Consider the following 21,377-nt stretch of genomic DNA (forward strand, 5'->3'; position numbering starts at 1 on the left):
AGGGACGCCCATCATGACCAGCAAGATCACTGCCGGGCAGGATCGCCCGGAGTTGCAGAAGGCCATCCAGGAGTTCGTCGATGCCGGTTTCGCCGGGGTGCAGATGCGCGTGCACGACGAACGGGGCGAGTGGGCCGGCAGCGCCGGGGTGCGCAAGCTGGGCGAGACCGCCAAGCCGCCGGTGAACGGCTCGTTCTGGATCGGCAGTTCCACCAAGACCTTCACCGCGACCCTGGTGCTTCAGCTCGTGGCCGAGGACAGGATCGGTCTGGACGCCTCGGTGGCCGACCACCTGCCCGAGCTCGGGCTGGACCGGCGGATCACCGTGCGGATGCTGCTGCAACACACCAGCGGGTTGTTCAGCTACACCGGCGAGTACTACCCCGACGGGACGATCGTGCTGGGGATACCCGCCACGGGCAAGGAGTGGGTGGAGGACCGGTTCCGCTCCTACCGGCCGGAGGAGCTGGTACGGCTGGCGCTGTCCAAGCCGGCGCGATTCGAGCCGGGGACGGACTGGAGTTACTCCAACACCAACTACACGCTGGCCCAGCTACTGATCGAGAAGCTCACGGGTCGCTCGTACGCCGAGGAGATGCGGCGGCGGATCCTCCGACCGCTCGGGTTGCCCGGCACCCTGGTGCCGGGCAACCGGACGGAGCTGCCCGGGCCGCACTCCCACGGCTACTACCGCTACCAGGACGGCGGCGAGTGGAAGGTCGTCGACGTCACCCGCCAGAACCTCTCTTTGCTGGCCGCCGCGGGTGACATGGTCTCGACCACCGAGGACCTCCACACGTTCTTCTCCGCGCTGATGAGCGGCCGGCTCCTGCCGGCCCCGCTGCTGGACGAGATGCGCACACCGCACCCCAAGAGCGGCGACTTCCACTACGGCCTCGGGCTGTTCGTCCAGGACCTGGGCCAGGACCACGGCACCGTCTACCACCACAACGGCAGCCCGCCCGGGGGCTACGGGTCGCTCATGTACAGCACGCCCGACGGCAGCCGGACGCTGACCGCTTCGGTGAACACGGGGGATGCGGCGATCAACCCGGCGGCCGAGTTCCCGAAGGCACTGGACGCGCTCGTCAGGGCGGTGTTCTGCAACGGACAGGCTGCGGGCTGACGAGTCCGAGCCGCCCCAGTCGACGAGCCCCGCCCGGTACCCCAGGGCGGGGCGTCGTGGGCCCACGCGCCGGTCGTCAGTGGCAGATGTGCCGCTTCACACCGTCTCGGATCTCGAAGATCGGGGAAGGACACCCTGCGGGACACGGTGGCGGCACGGCAGCTTGATTGATCTTCCGCTCCGACGGGTCGTTGCACACCGAGCAGTACCAACCTGGTGGCTGCCCTGGCGTCACATCCCACCACAAGGGGTTGCGGCACCGGTTGCAGCGCATGAGCGGAGGGCGATCCAGCATGGTGGCATCGTTCCCTGTCGGTCAGTTGACCGTCTCGGTTTTACGGGCTTTCACTCAGATGGTTGGGGCAGTGTTCCCATGTAAGGCGTGCCAGTCACGGTGATCCCGCGACTGGCACATGGATCACTGGTCCCCACACTCGGTACAGGGGAACGAAGTCTGACTGATGCAATTCTCCCACTCGTCGTACTCATAGACGACGGACTTCGTCCCGTTACATCCTTTCCGGCCGCATGGGATTGATGTGTCTTCTTGATGGCCCACCGTGCTCAGCTCCTCTCCCCATGCCGGGCAGAACCTTGCTCGTGGTCCGGCGGGGCCGCCCGGCCGACCCGTCGTCGCGGCCAAGGCGGCCGGACGGGCGGTCCAGTAGTGCGGGCGGGTAGGCGATCTCCGCCGCTTGCGTGCTCACCACGCTAGGAACGGCGGGGCCTGGGCTCATACGAGGTTCTACGAGATTGCACGATGGTTACCGGAGCGCGTCCACGGCCGCTGCGATCAGCGCTCGCGCCTGTGCCCCGTAGACGGCCATGCCGGCCAGTTCGGCGAATGTGTCCGCGTACATGGCGACTTCGCTCGGCTGTGTGATGGTGAGATAGCCGGACACCAGCTCGACGTTGACCTGTGCCGCATCGTAGATCCAGAACCCTTCGACCGGCATCCGTGAGCGATGGCGCCGTTCCGGCACAATGCCCAGGCTGACATTGGGCAGGAAGCCGACTGCGGCCAGGTGGCCGAGCTGATCGGTGAGAACGTCGGTGCCGCCGAGGCTGTTGCGCAAGACCGATTCCTCCACCAGGAAGGCGAACCGCCGGCTTCCCTCGTGCAGCACGCGTTGCCGCTCCATCCGCGCGGCTACCGCCTCCGCCACATCGTCCACCACCACTCTGCGCCGCTGAACAGCGCGCAAAACGGCCTCGGTGTAGTCACGCGTCTGGATCAACCCCGGTACGAGTCCGGGCGAGTACGCGCGGAAACGGCGGGTGCGCTCGTACAGCGGCAACCGGGCTTCCTGCGCCTGCCTCAGCCCGGTGCGTTCCATGCGCCGCCAGCCGATCCACATCCCCTCGGCAGTACGCAGCGAGGCGATCAGGTCGGCTGTCTGATCCTCCGCACCGGTCGCCCGGCACCACACCCGGATGTCCTCAGCGGAGGGAGGAGTCCGGGCGCTCATGATCCGTGACGACTTGGACGGGTGCCAGCCGCACAGGCGGGCGAGATCACGCCCGGTCAGCCCGGCGTCCCGGCACAGCTCGGCGAGCCGGTCCGCCAGGGCCTGCCGGGCCTGCTGGGCACTTGAAGAGGGAGAGACAGCCATGAGGGCAAGGGGTCAGCGGGGCCGGTACTCCTCGTGTGGGGTGGCCCGTTCCCAGACCGTTTCGAACGCCGACTTCACCAGGTCCACGACAGCCGGTTCCGTGCGCCATTCACGGTCTACCACTTCCCCGATGCCAGAGAAGTAGGTGAACAGCACGGCCTGGCCGTCGAACATCCACAGGTCGGTACCGGGCAGGGCGATGTCCGCCGCATTGCGCCGGGCCAGCCACCGGACCTGCTCACCGGCGACGACATTGGGGAAAGTCACGTCGTACTCGTACCGGATGTAGTCGGTCACCGGCTCGGAGACGATCCGGGCTCGCCGCATCACGACCCCGCGCGCCGTGGTCTCAGTCACCACGTCCAGGAACGGGCGCCACCACGACGACCGGGCACCGGCGGGGTCAAGGCGCCTGCCTTGCTGCCAGGCAATGAACTCGGGGTCGTTGGGCTGGTAGGCGTCGCGCATCTCCAGATGAACGGCCGACTCCTTGGCCTTGGCCAGGCCCTCATGTACGGGCGTCGTCATCTCTTCCTTACTCGCCGTCGGGCTTGGGGATGAACTGAAGCATGACCTTGGGAAGCCGGATGATCGTCTCGTGATCCGGGACAGCCGTGGAGTGACCAGGGATCGAACCGGCCTCCTGGCACTTCTCCACCTCCTCCTCGCTGGCCTTGTAGGACTGGATCAGGAGGTCACCGGTCTCCTCGTCCAGCCAGATCGTCGGAGAGTCCGTGTCCGGGGTGTTCGGGATGATGCCGAGGAACCTCAGGGCCATGCTCGCTCCCGCGGTCGAAGGGTTTACGTCAGTGCGCACAGGCGAGCCTCATCGGCTGCGCCTATGGCCGCGCGCTGTCGGCGGCCTTGAGGGCGGTCAGGAGCGCCCGCAGGCGGGGTGGGGTGGTCGCGAGGACGGTCGCGGGGGTGTCGCTCTCGCGGATGACTATCCGGTCGCCACGCCTGCGGAGTTCGATACAGTCGTCGCGATCACCCGAGAACGACGACTTCTGCCACTCGATGAGCGCCGCGACGCTCCTTCTGCGGGCCTGTAAAACCGTCGTCGGCGCATCGCTCTCGCGCATGGCTATGCGGTCGTCGAAGCGGGCCAGCTCGACGCAGTCGCCTTCCGAGTCGGTCGAGAATGACGACTTGCGCCAATGGGTATCCATGGTCCTCACGTCTTCACAGTTGCTTCGCGACCCCACTGATGAAGTCGCGTGATTTTCTCGGCGAAAGAGACGTCTCCAGCGTGCGCTTCAGGATGCACCGGTAGTTCTCCAGGTGCGATTGCGCGTCCAGAAGAACGGAGCCGTGAGCCGTGTCGAGCGCCACGGTGTCCAGCTGCGGTACGGGGCCTGAGGCAAAGGTAAGCGAACCGTTGGCGCCGGGGAACGCACCAACCGCGAACGGGATGACGCGGATGGAGACTCCGTCCTGCGCGCTGGTCTCCACCAGGCGTTCCAACTGGCGCCTCTGCCCGTCGACACCGGGGAAAATCATGCGCAGCGCGGCCTCATGGATCAGGAACGTGCAAGGCGTGGCCGGTCTGCGTTCCAGGACCCGCTTGCGCTGCATCCGGTAGGAGACGCGGCGCTGGACATCCAGCGGCGCCAGCTTGGGCACGCTCTGCCCGAACACCGCGCGTGCGTACTCCTCGGTCTGGAGCAGGCCAGGGATGTAGACGACCTGTAGCGACGTCAGCCCATGCGCGTGGTGTTCGGCTTCGGCGAGGTCCAGCGCTCCTGTCGACATGGTGTCGCGCGAGTCCTCCCACCACCCCTTGCCGCGTTCCTCCGCCATCGCGGCGAGTGCGTCCACGTATGCGGCGTCCGGACACTTGTAGTGGGACGCCCACGTGCGTACACGTTCTCCGCTGACGCCGAAGCGGCCCGCCTCCGTGTTGCTGATGCTGGCCCGGTCGGTGCCCAACAGTTCGGCGGCGTGTGCGGGCGTCAGACCGGCGTGCTCACGCATCTTGCGGAGCTCAGCGCCCACTCGCCGTTGGCGGGCCGTGGGGGCCTTCCTCGGTGGCATCGGTTCCCCTTCTGTCGCCCATCAGTCTGGCCCGTGACCCATCCGAGGTCCACTCGTTCCAGTGATTAGCCGGATGGGTCACAAAATTAGGACCCGATGCCCTACCGTCGAAGGAACAACGGCGCCTGCCCTACGGGCAGTTGGCGCACTCCCGCCTGGAGGTAAACCATGGCCACCGCATCACTCCTCGCCCCCCGCACGGGGATCGATCCCCACCCCGCCGAACGCTACGAATTCACCGCCCCGGCCACCGCCACAACCGCCCGCGTCGCACGCGAGTTCGTGACCGCCGTGCTCGTCGCGGCGGAGCGGCGCCTACTGATCGAGAACGCGCGGATCTGCGTCTCCGACACCGTCGCCAACGTCGTGCAGCACGCCCGCGTGCCCGTGCTGTCCGTCGAGGTGACCGTGCACGGCGACCGGGTCGTCGTCGCCGTACGCGACGACGACCCGGTGCGGCGGCCGTACCGCCGACAGGGCCAGGCTCCCGCCGGCGATGAGCGCGGCAGGGGCCTGGCCCTGGTGCGTGACCTCGCGTCCGCCTCCGGCGTGACGCTGGTCTGGGACGAACTCTCCGTCGTCGGCAAGCAGGTCTGGTTCGAGCTCCGCGAGGGCGGAGGCGGCGTCACGCTGACTGCGTGAGGGGCGGGGTCGGGAGGTCAGCCGCCAGCGCTGATCCCGATGGGTCCCGCCCGCGAAGCGAGGAAACCGCTGTGACGACCAGCGTCAGTACTTCAGCACTCACCGACGCGGCGGGAGGAGGGTGGGGGGTGGGGGTGCCCCGGGCGGGCCCGGGGCCCTCCTCCCGCCGCGACGGCGGGGAACCCCCACGGCGCGCCCGGTGGTGCCGTTCCGGGCCGGGGGCCGCCGGTTGGGGAGTAGCGGCCACGCCGTGGGGGTGGTTTGGGGGTCAGGAGGCCGTGACGGCCTCCTTCGGTACCGGTACCGGTGCCGCGCCGTGCGCGCCGTCGTCGGCCAGCGCCGCCTCGTCGAACGGCAGCCGACCCGCGAGGACCTCGTGCGCACGGGCCGTGTCGATCTCCTTCGTCCACGTGCCGATGAGGACGGTCGCCACCGCGTTGCCCGCGAAGTTCGTCATGGCGCGGGCCTCGCTCATGAAGCGGTCGATGCCGACGATCAGGCCGACCCCGTCGACGAGATCCGGGCGGTGGGACTGGAGGCCGCCCGCGAGGGTGGCCAGACCCGCGCCCGTGACGCCCGCCGCACCCTTCGAGGCGACGATCATGAACAGCAGCAGGGACACCTGCTGGCTCAGTGACAGCGGATTCCCCATCGCCTCGGCCACGAAAATCGAGGACATCGTGAGGTAGATGGCCGTCCCGTCCAGGTTGAACGAGTAACCCGTCGGCACTGTGATGCCGACCACCGGCCTGCTGACGCCCAGGTGCTCCATCTTCGCGATCAGGCGCGGCAGCGCCGACTCCGACGACGACGTCGACAGGATCAGCAGGAACTCCCGCCCCAGGTACTTGAGCAGGGCGAAGACGTTCACCCCCGCCACCAGCCGCAGCAGGCTCCCGAGCACCACGACCACAAAGATCAAACAGGTCACGTAGAAGCCGAGCATGATGACGGCCAGGGACTTCAGCGCGTCCACGCCCGTCGCCCCGACCAGCGCGGCGATCGCGCCGAACGCGCCCACCGGCGCCGCCCACATGATCATGGAGAGGATCCGGAAGACCAGCTTCTGGATGTGCCCGATCCCCCGCAGCACCGGCTCGCCCACCGGGCCCATCGCCTGGAGCGCGAAGCCCGTGAGCAGGGCCACGAGGAGCGTCTGGAGCACCTGGCCGCCGGTGAAGGCGGAGACGATCGTGGTGGGGATGATGCCGAGCAGGAAGTCCGACGTGGACTCGTGCGCGCCCTTGGCCTGGGCCTCGCCCGCGTGCCGCAGCGCGTCCGTGAGGTGGAGCCCGCTGCCGGGCTCCAGGATGTTGCCGACCACCAGGCCGATGGCCAGGGCCACCGTGGACATCAGCAGGAAGTACCCCAGTGCCAAGCCGCCGACCGCGCCGACCTTGGCGGCCTTCCGCACGGACCCGATGCCGAGCACGATCGTGCAGAAGACGACCGGCGCGATCATCATCTTGATGAGGTTCACAAAGCCCGTGCCCAGCGGCTTGAGCTCCATGGCCGTGCCCGGCGCGGCGAAGCCGACCACGACACCGACGAGCACCGCGCCGATCACCGCGAGATACAGATAGTGGCTCCGGTCCGGGCGGGCGGCCGACTGCTCGCCGGGGCCGCCAGGGCCTGCCGGGCCGGCCGGCTCGTCCGGTGGTGGGGGTGACTGCGCTCTCACGGTGGTCACGGTGATCTCCTCAAAGGGTTCTCGTGGGGTTCTCCCGAGGAAAAAGTGGGGTCGCGGAGACTATGCACGGCCCTGTGACGGTGGTCACGCTTATGTGCATTACGTTCATGAACCGGCCAACAGGCACACTGTCGGCCATGCGCAGACCTCGCATCCGTCTCCCCCACAGCCTGGCCGGCCGGCTCTTCGCGACACAGATCGCGCTGGTCGCCGCCGTGGTGGCCGGGTGCGCGACCTTCGCGTACCTCGCCGACCGGGACCAGGCCGTGGAATCCGCCCGCCGCCAGGTGACCGCGGCCGCCGTCGCCGTCGCCGCCTCCCCCTCCGTACGGGAGGCGGTACGGGAACGGGACCCGGCCGTCCGCCTCCAGCCGTACGCCGAGCAGGTCCGCAGGGACACGAGCGTCGACTTCGTGACCATCATGAGTCCCGACGGCGTCCGCTGGACCCACCGCGACCCCCTCCTCATCGGCGAGCGCTACCTCGGCCACATCGAGCCCGCTCTGGAGGGCCATACGTTCTCGGAGACGTACACGGGCACGCTCGGCCCGTCCGTACGGACCGTCGCGCCCGTACGGGACGAGGACGGCCGGGTCGCCGGGCTCGTCAGCGCGGGCATCACCGTCGACGCGATCAGCGCCCAGGTGCGCCGCCAGGTCCTGGTGTTCGTCGGCGTGGCCCTGACCGTGCTGGCGTTCGGCGGCGCGGGCACGTATCTGCTGATCGCCCGGCTGCGCCGGCACACCCACGGCATGAACGCCGCCGAGCTCGGCCGGATGCGCGACTACCACGAGGCCGCGCTGCACGCGGTCCGTGAGGGGCTGCTGATGCTCGACGGGCGACACCGGGTCGCGCTGGTCAACGACGGCGGCCGGGAACTCCTCGGCCTGCGCGGGGACGTGATCGGCCTGCCCGTCACCGAGCTGGGGCTGCCGCCGGGGCTGACCGGGGCCCTGCTCGCCCCCGGGCCGCGCGTCGACGAGGTGCACCTGACCGACGAACGGGTCGTCGTCCTCAACACCAAGCCGGTGGCGGGCGGGAAACGCCACGGCACGGTCGTCACCCTGCGCGACCACACCGAACTCCAGGCGCTCTTGGGCGAGCTGGACTCCGTACGCGGCTTCACCGAGGCGCTGCGCTCGCAGGCGCACGAGGCCGCCAACCGGCTGCACGCCGTGGTCTCCCTGATCGAACTGGGCCGCGCGGAGGAGGCCGTGGAGTTCGCCACCGCCGAACTCGAGCTCGCCCAGGCCCTCACCGACCGGGTCGTCGCGGCCGTGGCCGAGCCGGTCCTCGCCGCGCTGCTGCTGGGCAAGGCCGCCCAGGCCAACGAGCACGGCGTGGAGCTCGTCCTCACCGACGACAGCCACGTCGACGACGGGCTGCTGCCGCCCGGCCTGTCCGCCCGCGACCTGGTGACGATGCTGGGCAACCTGATCGACAACGCGGTGGACGCGTCCGGCGCGAGCGGCACCCGGCCGCCCCGGGTCACCGTCACGGTCCGGGCGGACGGCGCCGAACTGCTCCTGCGCGTCGCCGACACGGGCCCGGGCGTACCGCCGGAGGCGGTGGACGAGATCTTCCGCCGCGGCTGGTCGACGAAGGCGGTGAAATCAGCCCGTCCGGCGTTCGAGGACACCGCCTGCGGCGCGGCCCGGGAGCCCGGGGGCCCGGACTGCGGCACCCCCCTCCCCCACGGCCGCGGCCTCGGCCTCGCCCTCGTCCGCCAGGCCGCCCGCCGCAACGGCGGCACCGTCGCCCTGGCCGACGCCCCCGCCGGTGGCGCCGAGTTCACCGTCCGGCTGCCGCTTCAGCACGTCCGCACCACCGAAGGAGTCCCCGTATGACCACCGTGAGCCCGATGGGTCCGATGGGTTCGATGGGCCCGGCAGACCTCGTGAGCCCGCCGCAGGCCATCCGCGTGCTGATCGTCGAGGACGACCCCGTCGCCGCCGACGCCCACGCGCTGTACGTGGGCCGGGTGCCGGGGTTCAGGGTCGCGGGGGTGACGCACTCGCGCGGGGACGCCTCGCAGTTCCTCAAGCGGACGCCGGTCGATCTGCTGCTGCTCGACCTCTACCTCCCCGACGGCCACGGCCTTCAGCTGCTGCGGTCGCTGCGCGCCGCCGGGCACACGGCGGACGTCATCGCGGTGACGTCCGCGCGCGACCTCGCGGTCGTCCGGGAAGGCGTCTCGCTGGGCGTCGTCCAGTACGTGCTCAAGCCCTTCACCTTCGCCACCCTCCGCGACCGCCTCACCCGGTACGCGGAGTTCCGCGCCGCCGTGGGCGAGGCGAGCGGTCAGGAGGAGGTGGACCGCGCCCTCGCCGCCCTGCGAGCCCCGCAGCCCGCCGCGCTGCCGAAGGGGCTGGCCGGGGACACCCTTCAGGCGGTCATCGACAGCGTCCGGGCCGCCGGTCCCGAGGGCGTCTCCTCGGGCCAGACCGCCGACACCGTGGGCGTCTCGCGGATCACCGCCCGGCGCTATCTGGAACACCTCGTGGAGACCGGCCGCGCCGCCCGCGCCCCGCAGTACGGCCAGATCGGCCGGCCCGAACTCCGCTACCGCTGGCTGACGTCCACGCCACGCTGAGGCTCGCGGGGTACCCCGTACGGGCCCGCCGTGTGCGCGTGCCGCGTGGCGGGCCGGGGAACGCAGTACTCGACAGGCGCCGAAGGTGCCGGTGCCGCAGGTGCAGGAGGTCGAGCCGTGCGCCCCACCACCCCCGCCCACACCCCCGTACTCCTCGTCGCCCTCACCGCTCTCGCCGCCGCCTCCTTGGTGTCGTGCGGAAGCGGTTCCGGTGACGACGACCCGAACACGGTCAAGGTCGCCTACCAGCGCAGCACGGACAACAAGGTCCGGATCATGGACGACTACCTCGCCATGATCAAGAAGCGGTTCGAGCAGGAGAACCCCGGGAAGAAGCTGCGGCTGCTGCCCATCCAGGCCTCCCAGGAGGACTACTACACCAAGATCCAGCAGATGATGCGGTCCGCGAAGACCGCCCCGGACGTCGTCCGTGAGGACACCTTCCTCATCAACTCCGACATCACCAGCGGCTATCTCAGACCTCTGGACGACAAGCTGGCCGGCTGGAAGGACTGGGACCGCTTCGTGCCGGCCGCCAAGGCATCGGCGCGGGGCGCGGACGGGAAGACGTACGGGGTGCCGGACGGCACCGACACCCGCGCCCTGTGGTTCAACAAGGAGATCTTCGCCAAGGCCGGGCTTCCCGCCGACTGGCGGCCCCGGACCTGGAACGACGTCCTCGACGCCGCCCGCGCCGTCAAACGCGCCGTCCCCGGGGTCATCCCCCTCAACGTCTACACCGGCAAGGGCGCCGGCGAGGCCGCGACGATGCAGGGCTTCGAGATGCTGCTGTACGGCACGGGCCCGGACCCGCTGTACGTACCGGCGAGCCGGAAGTGGGTCGCGGGCAGCAAGGGCTTCCGGGACTCCCTGGACTTCGTCCGGACCGTCTACGCCGAGAAGCTCGGCCCGGACCCCTCCGACGCCCTCGACCCCAACATCTCCACGCATGTCACCACCGAGTGGCTCCCCGCCGGAAAGCTGGCCATCGACCTCGACGGCAACTGGCTCGGCAAGTACTGGATCGCCCCCGGGGCGAAGCCCTGGCCGCGCTGGACGTCGGTCATGGGCCGCGCAGCCTTCCCCACCCAGGACGGCGGCGCCCCGGGCCGGGTGAGCCTGTCCGGCGGCTGGACGTGGTCGGTCAGTGCCAAGTCCGTGAAGGCGGATCTCGCCTGGCGGGCGATCTCGTTCATGCAGACGCCGGAGAACGCGACGGAGTGGACCGTGCGCGACGGCGGGATCGCCGTCCGGGACGACGTGGCCGCCGCCGCGAAGTACCGGGCGTCCATGGCGGGCATCGACTTCTTCACCGACCTGGTCAAGGACACCCACTGGCGCCCCGCCCTCCCCGTCTACCCCCGGGTGTCGAACGCCGTCCAGGAGGCGATGGAGTCCGTCACGACGGGCGACGCCGACGCGGCGAAGGCGGCGCGGACGTACGACGAGCGGCTGCGGTCGATCGTGGGCGGGCAGGGCGTGACGACGCGATGACCGCCACCACGCACCGGATGCGCCGGGTGGCACGCTGGCTCCCCCTCGCCCCGGCCACGGCCCTGCTGCTCCTCTTCCTGGCGGGCCCGGTCGCGTACTGCGTCTGGCTCGCCTTCACCGACACCCAGCTGACGGGCCAGGCCACCGCGTCCTTCGTCGGACCGGCCAACTTCCGCCGGGCGTTCGGGGATCCGGACTTCCGTAACGCGGTGGTGCTGACGCTGGTCTTCACCGTGGTTTCCTCCCTTCTCGGGCAGAACTCCTTGGGATTCGCGCTGGCGGCTCTGATGCGACATGCGTCGAAGGCCGTACGGACGGCGACGGGCACGGTCGTCGTCGCGGCCTGGGTCGTGCCGGAGATCGTCGCGGGGTTCCTGCTGTACACGTTCTTCAACCGGCGCGGCACGCTCAACGCGGTGCTGGAGATGCTCCATCTCCCGCAGCAGAACTGGCTGTTCACCCTGCCGATCCTGGCGGTGTCGTTCGCGAACGTCTGGCGCGGCACGGCGTTCTCGATGCTGGTCTATTCGGCGGCGCTGGCGGAGATCCCGCAGGATGTGACGGAGGCGGCGGAGGTCGACGGCGCGCGTGGTCTCCGCCGCTTCTGGCACATCACCCTGCCGCTGCTACGGCGCTCGATCGGCACGAACCTCATGCTCAACACCTTGCAGACGCTGTCGGTCTTCGGCCTGATCTGGGCGATGACGCGCGGCGGCCCGGGAAACCGCAGCCAGACGCTACCGGTGTTCATGTACGACCAGGCGTTCCTGAAGTCGCTGATCGGCTACGGCACGGCGGTGGCGCTGCTGCTGCTGGTGGTGGGGGCGCTGTTCGCGGCGGTGTACGTACGGCTGCTGCGGGAGGAGGTGTAATGCCGGGCTGCAAATGCCTCTAGCCCGCCACCTGGACCGGCGGGTTGGGCTTGATGACGGCGTAGGGCGCCCCGAAGGGGTCCGCGAGCCAGGCCATGCGGCCGACGTCGGGGACGTCGGAGGCGGGCATCAGCACCTTGCCGCCGGCGCCCTGGGTGTTGGTGACGACCTCGTCGACGTCGGTGACCGCGAAATACGGGATCCAGCGCGGGACTTCCGACTCGTCCCGCAGGGGGACGACGCCGCCGAAGGAGGCCTCCTGAAGCTCGCCCTCCGCCGTGGACAGGACCGTGTACGTCATGCCGGGGACCTTCATGTCCTCGGAGCGCCAGCCGAAGAGGCCACGGTAGAAGGCCTTGGCGGCGGTGGGGTCGCCGGTGTGGAGCTCGGCCCAGCACAGGGCGCCCTCGTCGGAGGCCGCCTCCAGGCCCTCGACGGCCGCGGGCTGCCAGACGGCGAATTCCGCGCCGCCCGGGTCGGTGAAACAGCCCATCCGCCCGGCCTCCATCACGTCGAACGGCGCCACGCGGACCGTGCCGCCGCCCTTCTCGACGGCCTGGGCCGTGCCATCGGCGTCGGGCGTGCGGAAGTAGACCGTCCAGGCAGAGCTCGCGGCCTCGTCGGTGAGGGGGCCGAGGGCGGCGACGGTCCTGCCGCCGAGCTTGAAGAAGCCGTATCCGCCGGACTCGGGGCCGGCCGACTCGAAGTCCCAGTCGAAGACACGGCCGTAGTAGGCGGCGGCCGCATCCGTGTCGGGGCTGCCGAGGTCCAGCCAGTTGGGGGCGCCGGTGACAAAGTTCGTGGTGAGCATGGTGGCGTGCTCCTTCGGGACTCCGCGAGACCTCCGCCGGGTTTCCCCGGCCGGATCCCAGTCTCGCACCGGCCACTGACACTCGCCCGGGGAGCGGCGACGGGACCGGGCGTCACCCGAACGGAGCAGCCCTCCGATCGCCGGGCGGCGCGGGGAGGGAGACGATGGAGGTGCCGGGCACACCGGACCGGTCGTGGCCGTCGTGCCCGGAGCGACGAAGAGAGACGAGACTGACGAAGAGAGACGAGACCGAAGAGCGACGAAGGGAGTCCGACCATGGCCCGTACCGTCGGCGAACGACCGCTCAAGTGCCGCGACATCATGCACGAGGGTGTCCGGTGCGTCGGGGCGCACGAGTCCCTCTTCGAGGCCGCGAAGCTGATGCGCGAGCTGGGTGTCGGTTCGCTGCCCATCTGTGGCGACGACAACCGGCTGAAGGGCCTGGTCACCGACCGTGACATCGTCGTGGAGTGCGTGGCCACGGGCCGCGACCCGGCGTCCGTCGAGGCCGGGTCCCTGGGCGGCGCGCTGCACTGGATCGACGCGGACGCGAACGCCGCCGAGGCGCTGGAGTCCATGGAGATCCACCGGATCAAACGGCTGCCGGTGATCGACGTGGCCGACGGCCATCGTCTGATCGGCATGATCAGCGAGTCGGAGCTCGCCAAGAACCTCACGGACGAGCAGATCGCGGAGTTCGCGGGCCGGGTCTACGCGGCCCCCTAACCGGGCCCGCGCAAACACCTCGCGCAACACAGGAAAGTCGATGGAGGCGGGTCAGCATGACCAGAGCCAAGGACATCATGCACGAGGGCGCCCAGTGGATCACGCGTGACGAGACGCTGTCCCGGGCCGCCCAGGTGATGCAGATGCTCGACGTGGGCGCCCTGCCCGTCAGCGACGACAACGGGCGGCTGTGCGGCATCATCACCGACCGCGACATCGTGGTGAAGTGCCTCGCCCAGGGAAAGGACCCGGCCAGGACCACGGCGGGCGACATCTGCGAGGGGACGCCGCGCTGGATCGACGCCGGAGCCGATGTCGAGGACGTCCTCCACGAGATGGAGAGCCACAAGATCCGCCGACTGCCGGTGATCGAGAACAAGCGGCTGGTGGGCATGATCAGCGAAGCGGACGTGGCCCGGCACCTGCCGGACAACCAGGTCGCCGAGTTCGCGGGAATGATCTATTCGACGGCCAAGTGACGCTCCGCTCCTTTACGTTCACCGCGTATCTGGGCAGGGGTGACGGCACGTTCTAGCCTTGGGCCATGAGACGCGAACCTGCTGCTCTGGAAGGGCAGCGGCGGCGCCTCCGGCTGGGCCGGATATGCGCGTTGTCCGGGGCGGTCGTCTCCTGCGGCGCGCTCGCGGTGGGCGTGTGGGCGGACCCGGACGCCTCTCCGGAAGCTCCCGCGTGGATCGCAGGGGCGGCGGTGGGAGCGGGGACGGTGGCTTTGCTGCTGGAGCGCGCCTTACCGGGGCCGGCCCGGCCGGCTATGACGCGTGCGGCACCTGCGGCACCCGCGCAGCCCCCACAGCCTCCTGGGCCGGACTGGCCGGTACCGGCGCCCCCGCCCGTGCCATTGCGCCGCTCGCGTGCGATGCCGCTGACAGCGGTACTGCTGGCGGGGACGCTGCTGATCGCCGCCGCCTGGACGGCCTTGGTCCTCCCCGGCAGCGGGGGCCCCGGGGAAGGGGCCCCTCCCACGCGCCCGGCGCCGGGCGCCCCGGCAACGGAGAAGCCCCCCGCGGACCGCACCGGTCCGCCCCCGGGCCGCACGGAAGCCCCGGCTCCTGGCGCCTCGCCCCCGGACACCACCGGCGCCTCCCCACCGAGCCCCACCCCCGTAACCGTCCCCACGCCGATCGTGCCCGTACAGCCCGTACAGCCCGTCCCGCCGGTCGCCGCCACGGCTCCCACTTCCAAGGACGGCGGCGCGGACCCGGCAGCGTTGATCACCGCCATGGGCGGTCTTCTGACAGCGGTCAGCGGCTGTGTCACGGCGGCCGCCGCGTTGATGCAGGCCCGCGCGGCGGCGCGGCAGGCGGCACCGGGAACGCCCCCGGAACCGCCGCCCCCGTAGACCCGGGACCGGGTACGCCCTCTGCTCTCCGGCCCCTCCGCGCGCTACGCTCCGAGCGGCTGACCGCGCACGTCGCGCACGGAGGTGCCATGCGCCCGTCCCCCGCCTTCGTCCTCCCCCGCCGGCTTCGCCGGCGGCTGGCCGCCGACGCCGCGTTGCTCGTGCTGCTGGCCGCCTTCGCCGCTCCGCTCGTCTGGCTGCTGCTGGCGTCCGTCGACGCCGAGGCCGGGCTGCGGGTGCGGACGCCCACCGGGCCGACGGCGGAGAACTTCTCCGCCGTCCTCACCGACGAGATCACCTTCACGCCCATGCTCAACAGCCTGCTGCTGTGCGGCGGGGCGACCCTGCTGACGATCGTGTGCGCCGCGCTCGCCGCGTATCCGCTGTCGCGTCACCGGTCGCGCTTCACCAGGCCCTATCTGCTCGGCGTGCTCTTCGCGACGTGCCTGCCGATCACGGCGGTCATGGTGCCGGTGTACGGGCTGTTCGTACGCATCGACCTGATCGACACCATCCAGGGCACCGCGCTCTTCCTCGCCACCGCGCAACTCCCCTTCGCCATCTGGCTGATGAAGAACTTCATGGACGGTGTGCCGGTCGTCCTCGAAGAGGCGGCGTGGACCGACGGCGCGGGCCGTCTCCAGACGCTCGTACGCGTCATCCTGCCGCTGATGGGGCCGGGGCTCGCGGTCGTCACCATCTATTGCTTCATCATGATGTGGGGCAACTTCTTCGTCCCCTTCATGCTGCTGCTCACCCCGGACCGGCTGCCCGCGTCCGTCAGCATCTTCACGTTCTTCGGGAACTACGGGCAGGTGGCCTACGGCCAGCTGGCGGCCTTCTCGATCCTCTACTCGACGCCCGTCGTCCTCCTCTACGCCCTCATCGCCCGCCGCCTGGGCGGCGGCTTCGCACTGGGCGGGGCGGTGAAGGGGTGAGGGGACGGCTCAGTAGAAGCCCAGCATGCCGGGCGAGTCGATGTCCACGGTGACCACACCCGGCGGGTAGGCGTCCTCGTGGCTGGTCAACAGGATGGACATGCCCGTGAATTCGGCTCGCGGCAGGGCGCAGTAGAGGGCGTGGCAGGTGTCGGGGCCGCCGTAGCCGTCACGGATCATCTTGCCGACGCTGACGGAAGCGACGGTGTCGAGGGGGTCCACGACTACAGAGGAGTACGAGAGCGCTTGGCGAGAGGCGTTCTCCTCGTCCGCTTCGGCCTGCATGAGGCACAGCGCGGGAATGATCAGGCGATCGCCGGGTGTGCGGGCCATGTTGCCCGCGAGCATGTTCAGCGTCTTGTGACCGCGGAAGACCGCCTTGACCGCACTGGTATCAAGGATGATCACGCGGCGGCTCCCCGCCCCTGCTGGGCGCTCCGGGCAGCCCGGGCCTTCTCGGCGGCGATCTTGTAGATGTTGCCGAGGATGTCGGGCGCCTCGTCGAATTCCTCGTCGCTGATGTCGATGCCGATCAGCTCGCGCGCGTGCTCCCGGTCGGCGGCCAGCCGCTCCGCCCGCTGCGCGGCGGTCGGCTGCTCGGCGGCCAGGGCCTCGACCAGCTGGCCGAGGGTCATGCCGCGTTCCTTGGCGAGTTCGGCGAGGTGATCGCGCGTCTCTCTGGTGACCTGGATCGTCGTAACGGCCATGTCTGCACCATAGACCACCTACAGCGTCGGGTTCCGCTGCTTTCACCCCTGAGTGCATCCCACACATCGTGAGGATGAGCCCCGTCCGTCTGAAGTACTACGCGCCCGTGCCGTCACGGGACCCGAGACCGACCCCGTATTCCGGTCGTTCGGCTGACGTTTCGCGGGTGGGCGGCGGAAAGGATTGGAATCGCTGATTCCCCCCTTTCCCCACCCCTCCGGAGGAGACCCGTGTCCTACACGGCCGCTTACGCCGTCCCCCGCTCGCCCGCCGGCGCCGTCGCCGCCCGTGCCACCGGGCTGAGCAAGGTCTACGGGCAGGGCGAGACCCGGGTGGCCGCCCTGGACTCGGTCTCCGTGGAGTTCCGGCGTGCCGAGTTCACCGCGATCATGGGGCCGTCCGGTTCCGGCAAGTCGACGCTGATGCACTGCATGGCGGGCCTGGACTCCATCTCCTCGGGCTCCGCCCGGATCGGGGACGTCGAGCTCGGCACGCTGGGCGACCGGCAGCTGACGCGGCTGCGCCGGGACCGGGTGGGGTTCGTCTTCCAGGCGTTCAATCTGCTGCCCACGCTCTCCGCGCTGGAGAACATCACGCTGCCGCTGGACATCGCCGGCCGCAACGCCGACCCCGAGTGGCTGGAGCGGATCGTCGCGACGCTGGGGCTGTCCGGGCGGCTCGCGCACCGGCCGAGCCAGTTGTCCGGCGGGCAGCAGCAGCGCGTGGCCGTGGCCCGGGCGCTGACCGCCAAGCCCGAGATCGTCTTCGCCGACGAGCCGACCGGCAATCTCGACTCCCGCTCCGGCGCCGAGCTGCTGGGCTTCCTGCGCGAGTCCGTCCAGGCGCTGGGGCAGACGATCGTCATGGTCACCCACGACCCGGTCGCCGCCTCCTACGCGGACCGCGTGATCTTCCTGGCCGACGGCCGGATCGTCGACGAGCTCCGCCGACCCACCGCCGACGCCGTACTCGACCGGATGAAGGCCTTCGACGCCAAGGGCCGTACGAGCTGATCCCCGCCGGACCGAATCCCCAGGACTGAATCCCGAATCATGTTCCGTACCGCCCTGCGCAATCTCCTCGCGCACAAGACCCGGCTGATGATGACCGCCCTCGCGGTCCTCCTCGGCACCGCCTTCGTCTCCGGCACCCTCGTCTTCAGCGACACCGTCGGCGGCGCCTACCGCGACCGGCTCTCCAAGAGCCTCGACGACGTCGCCGTCTCCGTCACCGCGGGCGGCCCCCGCACCGACGCCAAGGAGCAGAGCGCCCTCGACGCCGGGATGGTGCGGCGGATCGCCGCCATCCCCGGCGTCGCCTCCGTACGGCCCTCCGTCAGCGGCCTCCCGATGATCGCGGACCGGCACGGCGACCCCGTCGGCGGCGAATGGGGCAGCGACGGCGCCAACTACGTCCCCGGCAAGGACGGCAAGGACAGCCGCTACCCGCTCGTCAAGGGCCGCGGCCCCGCCGCCGAGGGCGAGATCGCGCTGGACGGGAAGACCGCCGACAAGGTCGGCGCCACGCTCGGCGGCACCGTCCGCATGGCCGTCGACGGCCCCGTCGTCACCAAGAAGCTCGTCGGCATCGTCAAGACCGACAACCCCCGGGTGAGCGCGGGCGCCGGCATGGCGCTCTTCGACACCGCGACCGCGCAGAAGCTCTTCGGCAAGCCCGGCGAGTACAGCGAGCTCGTCGTCTCCGCGACCCGCGGCACCGACCAGACCGCGCTCACCGCGAAGGTCCGCGCGATGCTGCCGAAGGGCTTCGAGGCCACGAGCGGCCAACAGCTCGCGAACAGCCAGTCGAAGATGGTCGACGAGCAGACGAGCTCGATCCGCAAGACCCTGCTGATCTTCGCGGGCATCTCCCTCTTCGTCGGCGTCTTCATCATCGCCAACACCTTCACCATGCTGATCGCCCAGCGCACCCGTGAGATCGCGCTGCTGCGCGCCGTGGGCGCCACCCGTCGTCAGGTCGTGCGCTCGGTGCTGATCGAGGCCGGGCTGCTCGGCCTGGTCGCCTCCGCCCTGGGCTTCGTCCTCGGCCTCGGTGTCGCCAAGGGCCTCCACCCGGTGCTCAACCTGACCGGCGGAAGCCTGCCCGACGGCCCGCTGGTGATCGAGCCGTCGGCCGTGCTGTCCGCCCTCGCGGTGGGCGTCGTGGTGACCGTGCTCGCCGCGTGGCTGCCGTCCCGCAAGGCCGCGCGGATCGCCCCCGTCGAGGCGCTGGCCTCCGTCGAGGCGGCCCCGGCCGCCCGTGGCCTCGTGGTGCGCAATTCCATCGGCGCCGTGCTCACCGCCCTGGGCGTGGGCCTGATGCTGTACGTCACGAAGTTCAAGGACAGCGACGGCATCAACTACGCGATGGCGGGCTCGGCGCTCACCCTCGCCGGCCTGATCGTCCTGGCCCCGCTGCTCTCCCGCCCGGTGGTGCGGCTCTTCGGCCGGCTCGCGATCCGCGTCGCCGGTATCAGCGGCAAGCTCGCCCGCGAGAACGCCCTGCGCAACCCGCGCCGCACCGCCGCCACCGCCTCCGCGCTGATGATCGGCCTCACCCTGATCACCGGCCTGACCGTGGGCGCCGTCTCGGCGGACCGGGGCATGTCCACGATGGGCGAGCCGGACATGACGGCCGACTACAAGGTCAGCTCCAACAGCTACCAGGGACTCTCCCCCGAGATCGCCCGGGCGCTCGCCGGGCAGCCCGGCGTCGCGACGGCCGTACCGCTGCGGACGACCGGCTTCCAGCACGAGCAGCGCCCGGGGTCGGTCACGGGAACGGACGTCCGGGAGCTGGGCAAGGTGGTCGACGTGACCGTCGTCAGCGGCTCGCTCGCCGACGTCCGCGGTACGACCGCCGTCGCCGTCTCGGACAAGTTCGCGGCCGAGGGTCGTCTGACGGTGGGATCCACGCTGCCGATGGCGTTCTACGACGGCAAGAAGGCCACCCCGCGCGTCGTCGCCGTCTACAAGGACAGCCACATCCTCTCCTCGGTCCTCTCCGCCCCCGCCCTCGTCGACCCCCACCAGGACAAGGCGCGCGACGACCAGGTGCTGGTGAAGGCCGAGCCGGGCAAGGCGAAGGACCTCGCCGGGAAGATCAAGGAGACGCTCGGCAAGAACCCGGTCATCAAGGTCCAGAGCCAGGACGACCTGCGCCGCGCCGGCGCCGGGAGCATCGACGACATCCTCTACTTGATGTACGGGCTGCTGGGCATGGCCGTGGTCATCGCCGTCATCGGCGTCGTCAACACCCTCGCCATGTCGGTCTTCGAGCGGACCCGGGAGATCGGGATGCTGCGCGCGATCGGTCTGGACCGGCGCGAGGTCAAGCGGATGGTCCGGGTGGAGTCCGTGATGATCGCGATGTTCGGCGCGGTGCTGGGCGTCGGGGCCGGTGTCTTCCTCGCCTGGTCGGGCGGCCACCTGCTGCGCTCGTCCTTCCCGCAGTACGAGATGGTCGTGCCGTGGGGCCGTATCGCGGTGTTCCTGCTGCTGGCCCTCGCGGTCGGTGTGCTGGCCGCGGTCTGGCCGGCCCGCCGGGCGGCGAAGCTCGACACGCTGGAGGCCATCGGGGCGCAGTGAGCCCCGGGAGCGTATGAACGAGGGCCCCCGTCCGACTCGGTCGGACGGGGGCCCTCGTTCATACAACTCGACGTACAAGAGGTGGACTAGAAGACGGACTCCGCCTCGTCCATCCGGGCCTCCGGGACGCGCTTGAGCTCGGTGACGGCGTCGGCCAGCGGCACCATCTCGATGTCCGTGCCCTTGAGCGCCGTCATCTTGCCGAAGTCGCCCCGGTGGGCGGCCTCGACCGCGTGCCAGCCGAAGCGGGTGGCGAGGACGCGGTCGTACGCGGTGGGCGTGCCGCCGCGCTGGACGTGGCCCAGGATGACCGGGCGGGCCTCCTTGCCCAGGCGGCGCTCCAGCTCGGTGGCGAGCTTGGTGCCGATGCCGGCGAAGCGCTCGTGGCCGAACTGGTCTATGGCGCCCTTGGCGTAGTCCATGGACCCCTCGGCCGGATGGGCACCCTCGGCGACACAGATGACGGCGAACTTCTTGCCCCGGGCGAAGCGCTCCTCGACCATCTTGACGAGGTCTGCCGGGTCGAAGGGACGCTCGGGCAGGCAGATGCCGTGGGCGCCGCCGGCCATGCCGGACTCCAGCGCGATCCACCCGGCGTGGCGACCCATGACCTCGACGACCATCACCCGCTGGTGGGACTCGGCGGTGGTCTTGAGACGGTCGATGGCCTCCGTCGCGACGCCGACGGCGGTGTCGAAACCGAAGGTGCGGTCCGTGGAGGAGATGTCATTGTCGATGGTCTTCGGGACGCCGACGACGGGCAGGCCCGCGTCGGAGAGCATCTTGGACGCGGTGAGCGTGCCCTCGCCGCCGATGGGGATCAGCACGTCGATGCCGAGGTCGCGGGCGAGCTCCTTGGAGCTCTCGCAGGCCTCGCGCAGCCGGGCGCGTTCCAGGCGGGAGGAGCCGAGGATGGTGCCGCCGCGGGCCAGGATGCCGCTGACGGCGTCCAGGTCGAGCTTGCGGTGGCGGCCGTCCAGCAGGCCCTTGAAGCCGTCCTCGAAGCCGATGACCTCATCGCCGTGGCCGACGAGCGCCCGGTGCACCACCGAACGGATGACAGCGTTCAGGCCGGGGCAGTCGCCGCCCGCCGTGAGGACTCCGATGCGCATCGTGCTGTTTCTCCTGCTCGCTACTGGTACCTGTGAGCCAGGCCGATTGTTTCATGGGCCGACGGCCCGCG

22 protein-coding genes are annotated in these 21,377 nt (G+C 70.4%); 12 read left to right on the forward strand and 10 right to left on the reverse strand.

All coding sequences use genetic code 11. The features are described from left to right. Window positions 1–13: 13 nt before the first annotated feature. Window positions 14–1,126, forward strand: coding sequence for a serine hydrolase domain-containing protein (locus tag RM609_RS17335; protein ID WP_311611895.1), 1,113 nt, complete (start codon window positions 14–16; stop codon window positions 1,124–1,126). 764 nt (window positions 1,127–1,890) lie between these two features. Here the strand turns inward: RM609_RS17335 and RM609_RS17340 are convergent. The 5 genes from RM609_RS17340 to RM609_RS17360 all read right to left on the reverse strand — a co-directional run bounded on the left by RM609_RS17340 (window position 1,891) and on the right by RM609_RS17360 (window position 4,773). Then, entirely contained in the window at window positions 1,891–2,739 is an 849-nt protein-coding gene (locus RM609_RS17340; RefSeq protein ID WP_311611897.1) for a helix-turn-helix domain-containing protein, read from the reverse strand. A gap of 12 nt (window positions 2,740–2,751) precedes the next feature. Then, window positions 2,752–3,267, reverse strand: coding sequence for a DUF6879 family protein (locus RM609_RS17345; protein WP_311611899.1), 516 nt, complete (start codon window positions 3,265–3,267; stop codon window positions 2,752–2,754). Window positions 3,268–3,274: 7 nt separating this feature from the next. Further along, window positions 3,275–3,517 (reverse strand): hypothetical protein, encoded by a 243-nt coding sequence (locus tag RM609_RS17350; RefSeq protein WP_311611900.1) that lies wholly within the window; start codon window positions 3,515–3,517, stop codon window positions 3,275–3,277. Window positions 3,518–3,578: 61 nt separating this feature from the next. Further along, window positions 3,579–3,908, reverse strand: a complete 330-nt coding sequence (locus RM609_RS17355; protein WP_311612153.1) for a DUF397 domain-containing protein — start codon at window positions 3,906–3,908, stop codon at window positions 3,579–3,581. Window positions 3,909–3,921: 13 nt separating this feature from the next. Next, window positions 3,922–4,773: a Scr1 family TA system antitoxin-like transcriptional regulator gene (locus tag RM609_RS17360; RefSeq protein ID WP_311611902.1), complete on the reverse strand. Its 852-nt coding sequence runs from the start codon at window positions 4,771–4,773 to the stop codon at window positions 3,922–3,924. Between the two features lie 168 nt (window positions 4,774–4,941). On the opposite strand from RM609_RS17360, the gene RM609_RS17365 reads away from it, so the two are divergent. Continuing rightward, entirely contained in the window at window positions 4,942–5,415 is a 474-nt protein-coding gene (locus RM609_RS17365; RefSeq protein WP_311611904.1) for an ATP-binding protein, read from the forward strand. A gap of 268 nt (window positions 5,416–5,683) precedes the next feature. On the opposite strand, the gene RM609_RS17370 is transcribed toward RM609_RS17365, so the two are convergent. Next, the gene (locus RM609_RS17370) at window positions 5,684–7,096 is read right to left on the reverse strand and encodes a cation:dicarboxylate symporter family transporter (RefSeq protein ID WP_438828470.1); all 1,413 of its coding nucleotides are present in this window, start codon (window positions 7,094–7,096) and stop codon (window positions 5,684–5,686) included. 146 nt (window positions 7,097–7,242) lie between these two features. On the opposite strand from RM609_RS17370, the gene RM609_RS17375 reads away from it, so the two are divergent. The 4 genes from RM609_RS17375 (at window position 7,243) to RM609_RS17390 (ending at window position 12,064) form a co-directional block, all read left to right on the forward strand. Next, complete coding sequence (locus RM609_RS17375) at window positions 7,243–8,952, forward strand: sensor histidine kinase (protein ID WP_311611906.1); 1,710 nt, start codon at window positions 7,243–7,245, stop codon at window positions 8,950–8,952. 32 nt (window positions 8,953–8,984) lie between these two features. Further along, window positions 8,985–9,698 (forward strand): response regulator, encoded by a 714-nt coding sequence (locus tag RM609_RS17380; RefSeq protein ID WP_311612157.1) that lies wholly within the window; start codon window positions 8,985–8,987, stop codon window positions 9,696–9,698. Between the two features lie 117 nt (window positions 9,699–9,815). Continuing rightward, window positions 9,816–11,192, forward strand: coding sequence for an extracellular solute-binding protein (locus RM609_RS17385; protein ID WP_311611908.1), 1,377 nt, complete (start codon window positions 9,816–9,818; stop codon window positions 11,190–11,192). After that, entirely contained in the window at window positions 11,189–12,064 is an 876-nt protein-coding gene (locus tag RM609_RS17390; RefSeq protein ID WP_311611910.1) for a carbohydrate ABC transporter permease, read from the forward strand. The genes RM609_RS17385 and RM609_RS17390 overlap by 4 nt, the downstream gene beginning before the upstream one ends. Window positions 12,065–12,083: 19 nt before the next feature. On the opposite strand, the gene RM609_RS17395 is transcribed toward RM609_RS17390, so the two are convergent. Then, window positions 12,084–12,875 (reverse strand): VOC family protein, encoded by a 792-nt coding sequence (locus tag RM609_RS17395; protein WP_311611911.1) that lies wholly within the window; start codon window positions 12,873–12,875, stop codon window positions 12,084–12,086. 276 nt (window positions 12,876–13,151) lie between these two features. On the opposite strand from RM609_RS17395, the gene RM609_RS17400 reads away from it, so the two are divergent. From RM609_RS17400 to RM609_RS17415, 4 genes are all read left to right on the forward strand, one after another. Continuing rightward, window positions 13,152–13,601 carry a CBS domain-containing protein gene (locus tag RM609_RS17400; protein ID WP_311611912.1) on the forward strand — a complete coding sequence of 150 codons (450 nt, stop codon included), beginning with the start codon at window positions 13,152–13,154 and terminating at the stop codon, window positions 13,599–13,601. Window positions 13,602–13,657: 56 nt separating this feature from the next. Next, the gene (locus RM609_RS17405; RefSeq protein WP_311611913.1) at window positions 13,658–14,080 is read left to right on the forward strand and encodes a CBS domain-containing protein; all 423 of its coding nucleotides are present in this window, start codon (window positions 13,658–13,660) and stop codon (window positions 14,078–14,080) included. Between the two features lie 65 nt (window positions 14,081–14,145). Then, window positions 14,146–14,961: a hypothetical protein gene (locus RM609_RS17410; RefSeq protein WP_311611914.1), complete on the forward strand. Its 816-nt coding sequence runs from the start codon at window positions 14,146–14,148 to the stop codon at window positions 14,959–14,961. Between the two features lie 89 nt (window positions 14,962–15,050). Beyond that, complete coding sequence (locus tag RM609_RS17415) at window positions 15,051–15,899, forward strand: carbohydrate ABC transporter permease (RefSeq protein ID WP_311611915.1); 849 nt, start codon at window positions 15,051–15,053, stop codon at window positions 15,897–15,899. Window positions 15,900–15,908: 9 nt separating this feature from the next. Here the strand turns inward: RM609_RS17415 and RM609_RS17420 are convergent, their stop codons facing one another. Both RM609_RS17420 and RM609_RS17425 read right to left on the reverse strand, forming a co-directional pair. Next, window positions 15,909–16,307: a PIN domain-containing protein gene (locus tag RM609_RS17420; protein ID WP_311611916.1), complete on the reverse strand. Its 399-nt coding sequence runs from the start codon at window positions 16,305–16,307 to the stop codon at window positions 15,909–15,911. Then, window positions 16,304–16,606, reverse strand: a complete 303-nt coding sequence (locus RM609_RS17425; RefSeq protein ID WP_311611918.1) for a hypothetical protein — start codon at window positions 16,604–16,606, stop codon at window positions 16,304–16,306. Before RM609_RS17425 ends, RM609_RS17420 begins: the two co-directional genes overlap by 4 nt. 231 nt (window positions 16,607–16,837) lie before the next feature. Here RM609_RS17425 and RM609_RS17430 point away from each other — a divergent pair, with 231 nt between their 5' ends. Continuing rightward, window positions 16,838–17,620, forward strand: coding sequence for an ABC transporter ATP-binding protein (locus RM609_RS17430; protein WP_311611920.1), 783 nt, complete (start codon window positions 16,838–16,840; stop codon window positions 17,618–17,620). A 39-nt stretch (window positions 17,621–17,659) separates the two neighbouring features. Continuing rightward, on the forward strand, window positions 17,660–20,194 hold the full coding sequence (locus RM609_RS17435) for an ABC transporter permease (RefSeq protein WP_311611922.1): 2,535 nt from the start codon (window positions 17,660–17,662) through the stop codon (window positions 20,192–20,194). Window positions 20,195–20,280: 86 nt separating this feature from the next. Here RM609_RS17435 and RM609_RS17440 read toward each other — a convergent pair whose 3' ends face one another. Beyond that, entirely contained in the window at window positions 20,281–21,306 is a 1,026-nt protein-coding gene (locus RM609_RS17440; protein WP_311611924.1) for an ATP-dependent 6-phosphofructokinase, read from the reverse strand. Window positions 21,307–21,377 lie beyond the last annotated feature (71 nt).

Origin of the sequence: Streptomyces hesseae (assembly GCF_031845785.1) — a bacterium.
Lineage (GTDB): Bacteria > Actinomycetota > Actinomycetes > Streptomycetales > Streptomycetaceae > Streptomyces > Streptomyces hesseae.